This window comes from uncultured Mycobacterium sp. (assembly GCF_964249325.1).
In the GTDB taxonomy this organism is placed as follows: domain Bacteria; phylum Actinomycetota; class Actinomycetes; order Mycobacteriales; family Mycobacteriaceae; genus Mycobacterium.
Window position 1 is genome coordinate 1 of sequence record NZ_CAXUCH010000142.1, and the last position, 11,076, is coordinate 11,076.

The 11,076-nt window shown below is 62.0% G+C and carries 9 protein-coding genes and 1 pseudogene; all 10 read right to left on the reverse strand.

The genetic code is table 11. The features are described 5' to 3' along the window. Positions 1 to 1,256 (reverse strand): annotated as a pseudogene (locus tag ACFE99_RS16710) (hypothetical protein); the annotation flags it as partial. Then, positions 1,253 to 1,702, reverse strand: a complete 450-nt coding sequence (locus ACFE99_RS16715; RefSeq protein WP_375487202.1) for a hypothetical protein — start codon at positions 1,700 to 1,702, stop codon at positions 1,253 to 1,255. The gene ACFE99_RS16715 and the pseudogene ACFE99_RS16710, both read right to left, overlap by 4 nt. 157 nt (positions 1,703 to 1,859) lie before the next feature. Continuing rightward, on the reverse strand, positions 1,860 to 2,366 hold the full coding sequence (locus tag ACFE99_RS16720; RefSeq protein WP_375487204.1) for a hypothetical protein: 507 nt from the start codon (positions 2,364 to 2,366) through the stop codon (positions 1,860 to 1,862). 800 nt (positions 2,367 to 3,166) lie between these two features. Then, positions 3,167 to 3,649, reverse strand: coding sequence for a hypothetical protein (locus ACFE99_RS16725; RefSeq protein ID WP_375487206.1), 483 nt, complete (start codon positions 3,647 to 3,649; stop codon positions 3,167 to 3,169). Continuing rightward, a complete protein-coding gene (locus tag ACFE99_RS16730) occupies positions 3,649 to 5,562 on the reverse strand; it encodes a glycohydrolase toxin TNT-related protein (RefSeq protein WP_375487208.1) in 1,914 nt (637 codons plus the stop codon). The genes ACFE99_RS16725 and ACFE99_RS16730 overlap by 1 nt, the downstream gene beginning before the upstream one ends. Continuing rightward, positions 5,544 to 5,858, reverse strand: coding sequence for a DUF2563 family protein (locus ACFE99_RS16735; RefSeq protein ID WP_375487210.1), 315 nt, complete (start codon positions 5,856 to 5,858; stop codon positions 5,544 to 5,546). The genes ACFE99_RS16730 and ACFE99_RS16735 overlap by 19 nt, the downstream gene beginning before the upstream one ends. 310 nt (positions 5,859 to 6,168) lie before the next feature. Beyond that, complete coding sequence (locus ACFE99_RS16740; protein WP_375487212.1) at positions 6,169 to 6,672, reverse strand: hypothetical protein; 504 nt, start codon at positions 6,670 to 6,672, stop codon at positions 6,169 to 6,171. A 67-nt stretch (positions 6,673 to 6,739) separates the two neighbouring features. After that, the gene (locus ACFE99_RS16745; RefSeq protein WP_375487214.1) at positions 6,740 to 8,620 is read right to left on the reverse strand and encodes an alpha/beta hydrolase; all 1,881 of its coding nucleotides are present in this window, start codon (positions 8,618 to 8,620) and stop codon (positions 6,740 to 6,742) included. Next, positions 8,602 to 8,916, reverse strand: a complete 315-nt coding sequence (locus tag ACFE99_RS16750; RefSeq protein WP_375487216.1) for a DUF2563 family protein — start codon at positions 8,914 to 8,916, stop codon at positions 8,602 to 8,604. The genes ACFE99_RS16745 and ACFE99_RS16750 overlap by 19 nt, the downstream gene beginning before the upstream one ends. A 78-nt stretch (positions 8,917 to 8,994) precedes the next feature. Continuing rightward, positions 8,995 to 11,076: ATP-binding cassette domain-containing protein (locus ACFE99_RS16755; RefSeq protein WP_375487218.1), on the reverse strand; the 2,082-nt coding region annotated here is incomplete at its 5' end.

Sequence of the window (11,076 nt, forward strand, 5' to 3'; positions counted from 1 at the left end):
GGTGTCGCCGCAGCAGGCGGGGTGGCCGTCGGTGCCGGCCCGGCCACGTAGGTTGTCCCCGCTTCGCTGCTGGGGGCGTGGGTCGGCGTTGGGGCAGGCGCAACCTCGGCGGCCGGTGCGTGCGAGGTATCGAACACGGGCACGTGGGCATTCGCGGGGGATGTCGACGCGATATTCGGTGGCGGTGCAGGTGGTTCCGGCATTTGGGGCTCTACCGGAGCCATGGGCGGCACCGCGTTCGCGGCCGCCGACATCGGCGCGCCCATCTGCATTCCGTGGTCGAAACTTTGCAACAGGCTGTTCGGCGTCAACCCAGCCGGCGCAGCTGGCGGCGACACCGATGGCGCCGACGGCATGTTGGGTGCTGAGACGGGCGGAATGGCGCCCGTAGATATAGGCGGTGGGGCAATCGGTCGCCCGACCGGCATCGACACTGGCCCCGGGGTTGTTGGGCCGCTTTGGCCGAGGTTTGCTGTTGTGCCAGACGATTGTGTTGGCAAGTTGGTGCCTGGTGATGCAGGTGTCATGGCCGGTGTTGTTGGGCCGCTTTGGCTGACGTTTGCTACTGTGCCCGGCGATTGCGACAGTCCGTCGCCTGATGGTATCGGGTTATCCAACGGTTGCGTGCTTGCAGGCGTGCCGGACCGATTGAGCACTGTTTCCACTTGCTGTCGGACCATATCTTCGTTGGGGGATCCGAACCTACCAGTGAGGTCGATCCCGTGGTTTTTGGCAAATTGCCGAGCCGACAATGGTATGCCTCGCTGATCGAGGACCTTCTGAATCTCGTTAAACACGTTATCGACATACGGCGCTGCTTTGACATTGGCCTGGTTCTGGCAATCCAACACGACATCGACGATTTTACCCATTTTGACCGGAACGGGATCTTTAGAGCTTTGAATGTGCTTAATTCTGGAATTTCCATCTACGGCAATCGTGTCGAGTTGGCGTGTTAACTCAGTACCAGAGTCGTAGGCGGACTGGTACGAAGACTTGATAACGTCGTTTGTTTCCGCAACACGACGATGATGCTGCTCGCCGTTGTAGTGAGCTTCCCGAATGTCGTCCGCAGTGAAGCCTTCTTGATTGAGCAGCGAGGTGAACTGCTGCTGCGCCAGCACGTTAGCAAAGTCGTCATGTGCGACTGCGTTATTGGCGCGACTGGTTGGCACGTTACTAATAATCCCCAAACCCCGCGGTCGCTGGTGGCCCACCAGGATTTCCGACCAATCTTCATGGGCCGAAGCGCTCATTTGCACAACCCATCTATCTTCGCTATATGGGAGTCTACGGCATGGCGCAATGGGTCTAGAGCCACGTTGGGCTCGTCGCTGAGGGTATGTATCGCGGCTTGTTCATACGAGTTGGCGAGCGAGCGCACAGCGTCAGCCAGGTCCCTGGGATTTGCGGGTTCGACCGTCAGACGCTCCAGAAGGTAATCCCCCGCAACATAGAGCGACAGGCGTTTCATCGTAGCCGCCGCGAGCGAGCCAACCGGGTCCCCCTCGAAGTCCGGTCTATGAGTGTTCAACGCTACTTCGTTTTTTGCGTACTTGTACGCAAAGCAAACATCCGTTTTAGCATTAGCGATTTGTTGATCGGTGTATGAGGGCGCGGTCGGGGCTTGCTGGTGCTCGTTGTGCGGCACTGGGCGGAACCACCCAATAATACCCGCCGCTACGCCGATGAGCGCGATCACCAGAGCGACGAACCTGGGCCAGCGGGAGGCCTTCCGGAACATCATAGGCCGCGCCATGTACGGTACCGACGGGCTACGGGCTGATGAAGCCGGTGAGGCTGTCGGGGCAGGTGGCCAGGTTGACGGCCCGGCGCCGGGGGAAGGCCAGGAGGATAGTTCATTTGCACTGCTGCTCGATGGTGATTGTCGCGTCGTCAGCCGCGCGCAGCGATGCATCAAGATCAGTCTTTTGCATGTCAGCCATGTAACCAATTGCAATGTCCTGGTACGCATTAGCGAGCATCCGAATTGCGCTGGCGAGACCGGGAGGTGTGGCTGGCTCTTCGGCTAGTTTGGTGAACAGATATCCACCACCACCGTAAATTGCTAGACGCGCATTCGCTAGGACTGCGAGAGTTGTTGGATCGTCGCCTTCGTTACGGCTCGTATTCACCCCTACAGCGCGATGTACTGTGCGGTAAGCAGCACATATTGTGTTTTTCGCGGCAGCGATTTGCTCCTCGGTGAACGCGGGCGCACCTGGCATTGACGTGGGCGGGTTGCCTGGAATGGCTGGAATGGGTCGCAGCCAAGCCGCGACAGCTATACCTATGGCGACGAGTGCAACAGCTAGCGAGGCTAGTGCAATCAGGATGGGCCGCCGAGTCGGCTTGCGCAATCCCACCGATGGCGCCATGGGCGGCGTAGGCGAAAATTGAGGCGACGGAGCAGAGAACGTTGGTGGAGGGGCTGGTCCAGGCCAGCCCGATGCGGGAGGAAGGCTGGAGGACGGCGTATCCGACATGGGCGCGATGGTAATCGATCATGACCCTTTTGGGTATTCAGCTTTGCTTCAACGTACTTGAGTTAGACCGCCGAGATACGCCAACGGGTAGGAAAGTCGGAGCGGGGATTGATAGCCCGCGAAGAAGCACCGCCGTTCCGAGTCGGAGGCTTGGCGAGCCGGTCCAGGGCTGCTAGTAGACAGCGGCTAGTTCGGTCCGGGCGACTTTCTCGGCAGCGAGTTTGACGGGCAGGGTTGGGGTCGGTGGTGGCCGGGACCGACTAGTTCATGGCGTCGGTCACGGTGGTGAACGTTTTACTTGTCGACGCTGGAGGCTTCAGCTTCGATGTGACCGATCAGGCGGGATGACGGGTTGTCATTGTTGACGGCGCATTGGGCAACCGCCGGTTTTATGCACCTATGAAGCGGCGGCAGAAGAGCGTTTGTACAAAAACCGCTCGTCGGGTCGGACCGTCTGGCGGCATTTCTTGGAGGATGGAACCGCCTCGCCAAATCGAGGTGTCCAAAGGGATACTCCGAGCTACCAACACCTGAGCCTCCTTCGGGCACGACTGCGCGGTCGTCGTTCAATTCAGTTGCCGGGTGCCACTTGCGCCCGGTCACGCCGCGATTGAGAGGGTGGGATTGGAGAGGTTTTGGCCACGATCTACATTACGTGCCCCAGGGGGTAGTCGGACAGCTTAGCCGACGCCTTCCCTCACCATCTTTTCAATCTCCTCTACTGATTTCGACATCAGGTGACTGAAAATTGTGGCGTTTGAAGTGGGCAGGATGGCGGAACCGCGAGAGGTCTGTAGTTCCACAAAGTATTCTCGATCAGTCGCGGTGATCCGTACGCCTGGTTTCATCCCTTGCGAGTGGAGGTCATATCCGAGTTGTTTGGCTCCAATCGCCGTACGTGTTACAGATGCCCACGACCAAATAAGATATATTTCCGCTAGTTCAAATGTTGAGAATTTCGCGGTTTCATTATACCGTTGGCCGCGGTCGTCGACTTCGTCGACAGTCCACCAGTTACGGTCCCGTCTCAGATGGAAGGATTGGTCGTCGGATTTAAAGAGGATTTGACAGTCGGCGCAATCAGTGGTTACCGATACATGCGTCATGCCAGCCCTACTCGTCCAGTCAATCCAATTCGCGGATAAGCGCGAGAAATCAGCCATTAATCCTTCACCACTCTTAGATATCCCCAGTCAATCAGGGTCTGAACATTCGCTTTTTGATCTGGTGGAGCGATAATTCGGTATTGTATGCCGCCGCCGGGCTGGTGGAACCACGGTGCAGCTTGGGACTGTTCGATATTCCAGCCGGGTGGGAGCTTGGCGGGGTCTTCTACGACATAGCGGTAGTACGGCTTCATGGCACTTTCTGGGGGGAGTGACAGTTGTGCGAAGGGCGTTCCCTCGGGGGCTAGGTAGGCCCCTCCGGGGTGACCGAAGCGGCCCAGCTCGGTGCCTGCCGGTAGGTGCGTGTCGGGGACGACAGTGCCGGGTATGGCATATGGCTTGCTGGGGAGGCTGTCGTCCGGGTAAATGAGGCTGCCGTCAGCTCTGGTGAATTCTGGGCCGGGTTCGATTGGGTGATAGCCGTTGAATAGCGGTGAATCGGAGGGCAACGGATGCGGCACCTCACCGCCCGGTGCGCTGTGCGGACCGCCCGCTGCCAGCGCTGACTCGTGCGTCGTTGGCGTTGGATGCTCGCCGGTGGTAAGCGGAACGGGGTGATCGGAGGTGGCAGTGTGCGGCAGGGGTAGCGGGTGGTCGGTTGCGAGGCTCTGGGCGGCGGCTTGGGCGCGGGTCTCGGCCGCGGCGAGGGCGCGGGGGAGGACGTTGTCGGAGGTGATGTCGGTGCCCGAGGCGAGCGTTTCCCGGGTGAACAGGGTCTTGAGGCCTTGCCAGGCGGCTTCGCCGCCGGCCTTGAGTTCTGGTGCCCCGACAGCCAGGGTGACGGCGCTTAGGAGGGGTTCATCGGTGGCTTCGGCGCGGCCGGGGTCGAGCGTGCGGGTGGCGATGAGCTTGCCGTCTTTGAACGTGTAGTAAGTCTGGGTGCCCTGGTCGATGATTTCTCCGGTGCCGTTTTTGAGCTGACCGGTGACCTGGACGGGCTGCCCGTCGGCGGTGTAGCCGAACAGGAAATGGCCATCGGGGCTGGTGCGTAGCGTGCTGGGATCGATGTTGTTGTAGTCGGGCAGGTTGCCTAGATTGTTGAGCGCGTCGGCGAGATTCTTTTTGAGCTGCGGCAGGCTCGCAAGCGCGGCCTGTCCTTCCGGGGAACCGGGGCCTTTGGTATAGGCGGTGGCCAGGGCGTCGTCGATGCCCTTTTGCGCCGCACGCACCTTGGCCATCTGGTCCAGCACAGCCTGATTGGTGACCCGCTTGATATCGGCCAGGTGGCCGGCCTCGAGCCCGGACGGTGGAATGGCACCAGGGACGTGGTCTTTGGGCTGTTCGGCATCCACCCCGTGGATCCCATCGGGGTCGTATCCATCGCTGCGCAGGTTGGTCAGCGACTTCTGCAAGTAGTCCGAGTAACCGGCCCGGATCGATTGCAGTTGGGCGAGCGTGGACTTGGTGTCGTCAATGGCGGTGTGTTCGAGGCTGGCGATCAGTTGATCAACTGCCTCTTTGTCCGCAGCCGAGAGGTGGCCGGTTTTCTCGAGTTCTTCGGCCGCACCTATCTGTTTGTCGATGTCTGTTAGTTGCGCCTCCAGCGTCGAGATCAGCACAGCGCAGGTGCGTTGCGCCTCGGCGAGGGTGGCCGCGATGCTTTCCAGATCGACGGCAATCTTGGGCAGTTGGGTGGCCTGCCCCCGCAGTGATCGGATGGTGCGTTGCACTTCGGCGGAGTCGTTGATCGGATGTTCGCCGTTGTCCCGGTTCCACGACGCCTCAAACCGCCGATAAGCCTCCACAAACGCGTTGTCGGCCTCGGCGGTGCACTGACCGGCGTTATGAAACGCCTGCCCAAGCTCCGCGATCTGCGCCGGGCGGCCACTTTGCAGGCTGGCATTAACTTGCCAGGGATCCCCGCCAGCCGCAGCGATCAGCTTGCCGAGGTCTATGTTCTGTAGCTGCACCGCACGTCTCGCAACGCCTTCGCGTTGTGACTTTCCATCTCGGTAAACAACGCCGCCGCGTGATTCGCTTCACTGTCGACGTTACCAAGGATCTCCCGACGCCCCTGCAGGGTCAGGACGTGACAAGCGTGGGCGGCGCTGACACGCTCCTGGAAAGCGCCAGCGGGGTCGAAGGCGCAGAAGATCTTCGCAGAGAGCGAAACCCGTCCCAGGTCGTTCGCGCCGTCGTAGGGATGCCCGCCCGCGCGATGCGACTCGCTGGGCCACGAGTGCAGCATTCCGGAGTCAACAAACATGACAAAACCCTTCCCCAAACTGCCGGTAAGCGTACCGCCGAGGGTTCGCCCGTCAATTCAACTTTCTCGACCGATCGTCCAGTTCACGCTGCATCGGCGGGGGCGCCCATGAGAAGTTTGAATACCTGGTGTATTGCCGAGATCCGATGAATAAACCTTAACCGGACGGTGTGATGTGAAGAGCCTTCACGCGATGCAACGTTGGCTGGAAAGGCAGCTAGGCTCAGCACCACCAGAACGAGCACGACGGACCACGAAGGGCTTCGACCGTTATCGGGGACGGTCAGGCAGCCGCTATCCGTTACCACCGTTACTGGACTTCATTTTTGATATCGACTGGCAGTATCGAGTCGTCAGTGCGGTGATCGAAGGTGTCGCGGCATTCGCCGTTGACATCGACCCACGCGTGGCTTTTACGTTCGACTCCCGCAGGGAAGTGCGCGGGTAACACCGTGAGGATGACGTTGACTTTGTCCTTTCGCAATGTTGGTGCGTGAGAGGTGAAGTCGGAGTTGGTACTCCAGCCATCGCGGACCAGCGGTCCGATCACTGCCTGCGGATCGACTGATTGGTCATGCGAAACGCCAGGCATCCAGAATGACACCTTCGCTACCCCCCGGAACGGGGCATCCCCCTGGTCGTTGCACGATTCATACTTGAACGTCGCCTCGGTCACCTCGGCGCGGAGCGTGGCGACGATGTCACGAGCGGCGTCGACGACTTGGGCGCGGGCCTGCTGCGGGGAAATGGGGTTCGACACAGCGTTAGCACATCCACTGAGGGCAAGGGCGATTAGCGCCGCGACACCAGTCATCCTGCCTTGCGATGTCCACACCCGTCACGTCCTTTCACCCGTCGTTGACACGCCGCTGGCTTGCGGTCTAGCCCCTCGGCGCGCTGTGCTGGTGTCCGCTGGTTCCTTGCCGGACAGCTTCGGGGTCGACCGAATCCGGCAGGAAGTATTCGCCTCGGTGATGCGCCCTCATGCCGTCGTGCTCCAAGGCGTCGCCGTGGCCGGAAACCACGTCGGCAATGCTGAACAGCGATTCCGAGCCTTTGTCGAAATAGTGAGAGTGATCTTCAAGCGGATTGGCCGAGAACCCTGCGACTTCGGCTTTGAACCGGGTAGAGCCGAAGCCATCCACGGCGGGGTCGTCTCCGAGTCCGCCCAACGGCATGCCTATCCCGGGCATTGTCACATGACCGGGAGACCATGTGACCGGATCGTCTGACGCGGCTCCGACGTAGAGATGGCCACCGGGGTTGAGATGGAAATCGGCCGCCGAATGCGCCAAGTCTGTGCCCGGAGAGCCGACTAACACCACATCATCGGCATGCATGCCATATGCCGCCGCTGCATCCGACACCGTGGTGGACCCGTAGGAGTGTCCGACGACCGTCAGATGTGACGGTGCTCCCTGGTGCGTGACCGCCAACGCTTTAACGTCGGCGGCCAGCGCCTGGCCTCCTGTACGAGCCATATTCGGCTCGTACAGACCAGGATCGAACACGTCGTTCGGCGCGTCGTAGCCGATCCACATAACCACCGCGGTGTCCTTGCCCCAATCAGCGCGGGCAGACTCCTCGTAGAGCCGCACACCGTCGGGATTAGCCAGCGTCCCCTGCTTGACACCGGAGCCTAATCCCTTCACCAAAACGGCAGTGTTGGCAGCTTTGTCGGGGTTACCCATCGCAATGGCCGCGGCCCCGTCCCCGTTAAACGCATCGGGCTGGTACTTCAGCAGGTAGACGGGCGGATGGTTGCCCCACTCGTCCACGGCCGTTGCGGACTCAGCAAGACCTTTCTTGGTCTGGTTGGCGTTGTTGTAGCGGGTAATGTCGGTGGCCGTAAGCCCGTACATCGCGGGGTCGCTCACCACGTCGCTGACCTGTACACCGTGCTGACTCGCGGCGTTCACAACGCGGTTGATGTCATCGTTCATCACGGCCTGGTTGACCGCATCGCGCGCCTCAACCGGAATCCCGTTCAAGTTGCCTAACTCTGGCGGGTGCTCGGTGATCAGCTGCTTTCTCTGTTCGTCGCTGAGCGAGTTCCACCACTTGTTGACATCCTCGGGGCTGGTATCCGGCGACGGAAGCTTAATGGGTTCTTCGGGCTTCCCTCCAGACTCGGGCGCATCGAGACCCTGGATGGCGGCTGGGTCGTATCCATCGGTTCGTAGATTCGCCGACGCCCGCTGCAGATAGTCGGAGTAGGCGGCGCGGATGGACTGCAGTTGGGCCAGCGCGGATTTGGTGTCGGCAATGGCTTGGTCTTCAAGAGCGGTGATGAGCTGCTCGAGCTGCTGTCTTTCGGCGGCCGATAAGTTGGTGTTCTTCTCCAGATCAAGCGCCTGGCCGACTTCGTTGTCAATCTGCTGCAGCTGGCTCTCCAGCGTCGAAATCAACGCACCCGAAGTGCGCTGCGCCTCCGCAAGGGTGGCGGCGACGTTCTCCAGGTCGACGGCGACCTTGGGCAGTTGCGCGGCCTGCCGACTCAGCGATTGGGTGGCGCGCTGCACTTCTGCGGAATCGTTGATCGGATGCTCGTCGTTCTCGCGGTTCCACGACGCCTCGAAGCCGCGGCGGGCGTCCAAAAATGCGTTGTTCGACTCCGTCGTACAGGCACCAGCGTTATGAAACGCCTGCGCCAGATCGGAAATCTGTGCCGGACGGCCGCTTTGGAGGCTGGCATTGATCTGCCACGGGTCACCACCGGCGTCGGCGACCAACAGCGGGACGCTTATGTAGCGGAGTTGCACCGCACTGCGTCCAACTTCACTGTGTTGCGGTCCTCCATATCGGTGAACGCCGTCGCAGCGGCGCGGGCCTTGTCGCCGACGTCGCTGAGGGTCTGTTGGTGGGCCCGCAGTTTCATCGTGTGGTGAGTATGGGCTTGGCTGACCGCCTGGTGAAACTCGTGCGCTGCCGCGAAGTCGCCGAACATCCCGGACACCGGGGCCGTGGCCGCCAAGTGATCGGCGCCGTCACCGGCATGCCCGCCAGCCCGGTGAGAATCGTCGGCTCCCGAATGCAGCAACCCCGTATCGACGAACATCGGTACCCCTTCCGAAGCTGCGGGTAACGCTACTACGGGTTGCCTCGCCGTCAATTCACCCTGAGCGGGGCGAGGGGCTTACCGAGCGTGGCCGCGCGCGGGCAACCGCAACCGAAACCGGACAAACACCGTCGCTGCCAGGCCCAGCGCTACCAGCATCCCCATATCTAACAGCCAATAACGCTGCGAATGAAGCCACAGCCGGTCGGCAGGACTGTCCATCTCGATGTGGCGCAGATCCACCGTTGAAGCAGAGGCCGCGAATCCCCACCGCGCCGGCAGCAGCCACGACACCTGCGACAGCCCGATGCGACCGGTCACCGGTATCAGCCCGCCGGCCAACACCATCGACACCATGATCGCCACCACCAGCATCGGCAGAATCTGTTCACCGGAGCGCGCCAGCGATGACAACGCCAGCCCCACCATCGCCGAGGTGATGGCCGTGGCCGCCAAGGTCAGGTAAAGCTCGGCAATGCCTTGAGAGCTGCCCGATCCCAATAGCACCGCCCCGCGGGTCGGCGCACCCTTTCCGGCAACCAGAATCGCGGTCAGGATGGCGGTTTGGATCAGCGCCGCAATGCTGTAGACGAGGACCTTGGCTAGTAGATATGCCGAGGCCGAAAGGCCCACAGACTGCTCGCGTTTGAAGATCGTGCGTTCACCGACAAGATCTCGGATGGTCAACGCGGTCCCCATGAACACCGCGGCGATGTTAAGCAGGACCAGGATGTCGCTGGGCTCGTTGGGTTGGGGTCCACGCGGATCGGCCAAACCCAGCCCGGTATTGCCGGGCACTACCAGCGACAGTGCGCCCAATATGAATGGCAAAACGGCCAGGAAAGCGAAATAGCCGCGGTCTGCCGCAATGAGCCGCGTCTGGCGGCGCGCGATCGTCGAAATCTGGCGCCACACACTGGTATGCGGCGGAGCCCCCAGCGGGACCGCGCCAGAAGTGGTCGACAGTGGCCGCGGAGCAGCGGGATGCCGCGCCAGAAACGCTCGGTGCACACCGTCGGGATCGGTGCTGACCCGCGCGAAGATATCGGCCCAGTCAGTGGTTCCCATCGTCGGCCCGATTTGCTTAGGAGGGTCGGCGAATGCGGTCTTACCGCCGGGTGCCAGCAGCAGGATCTGGTCGCACATGTTGACGTAGGTCAGCGAATGGGTCACCACGACGACCACGCGACCTGCGTCGGCCAGCCGGCGCAGCATCGTCATCACCTGCCGGTCCAACGCAGGGTCCAGCCCAGAAGTCGGTTCGTCGAGGATCAGCAACGACGGACCGGTCAAGAGCTCCATCGCTACTGAGGCACGCTTGCGCTGCCCGCCGGACAGCTTGTCCACACGGGTCTTTCGGTGCGGCGTCAAGTCCAGCTCGTCGAGCACTCGGGTGAGGACCTGACGGCGATCGGCAGCCGAGGTGTCTGGCGGCAGCCGCAGTTCGGCGGCGTATCTCAGCGCCTGCTCGACACTCAGCTGGCGGTGCACCACGTCGTCTTGGGGCACCATCCCGATCCGGGAGCGCATCGAGGCGTATTCGGCGTGCACGTCGTGCCCGTCGAAGCTGACCTTTCCCGCGCTGGGCGTCGTGGTGCCGCCAATCAGCTTGACCAGCGTGGATTTACCGGCACCGGATGGCCCGATAACCGCTGTGAGCGTGCCCGGGCGCGCGGTGAACGACACGTCGCTCAGCAGCGTGTGCCCATCGACGGTCAACCCCAGCCCATGTGCGTTAAGCCCGCTATTGCGCGCGGGTGCGCGGCGCGGCACCAAGGTGTTGCCCGAGGCCACCAGGTCGGCGTTGCCGATGGTGACGACGTCGCCGTCGCGCAGCACTGATCGTGTGATGCGAGTGCCGTTGACGAATGTGCCGTTGCTGCTGTTGTTGTCGCGGATTTCGACACCGGCGGGGGTGAAGACCAGCACCGCGTGCATGCGCGATGCCAGCGCGTCCTCGACCACGACGTCGTTGCTCTTGCAGCGACCGACTGTCTTCGACCCGGGCGGCGCAGAGCCAGGGCGCGGCGGGAGCAAGAAGCGCATGGTGTCGGCGAGGCGTTCGCGGCGACGCGGCTGCGGGCGGGTCGGGCGCCGCGGCGGGCGACCCGGGCCAGGCGGCGGTGCCAGCCCCGGCCGGGGGAGCCGGGGCGTGTGAGG

Excerpts from the sequence above, each read along its gene's own strand:
- ACFE99_RS16725 (WP_375487206.1), bottom strand. The coding sequence starts at position 3,649 with ATGGCTGATTTCTCGCGCTTATCCGCGAATTGGATTGACTGGACGAGT.
- ACFE99_RS16735 (WP_375487210.1), bottom strand. The coding sequence starts at position 5,858 with ATGTTTGTTGACTCCGGAATGCTGCACTCGTGGCCCAGCGAGTCGCAT.
- ACFE99_RS16740 (WP_375487212.1), bottom strand. The coding sequence starts at position 6,672 with ATGACTGGTGTCGCGGCGCTAATCGCCCTTGCCCTCAGTGGATGTGCT.
- ACFE99_RS16750 (WP_375487216.1), bottom strand. The coding sequence starts at position 8,916 with ATGTTCGTCGATACGGGGTTGCTGCATTCGGGAGCCGACGATTCTCAC.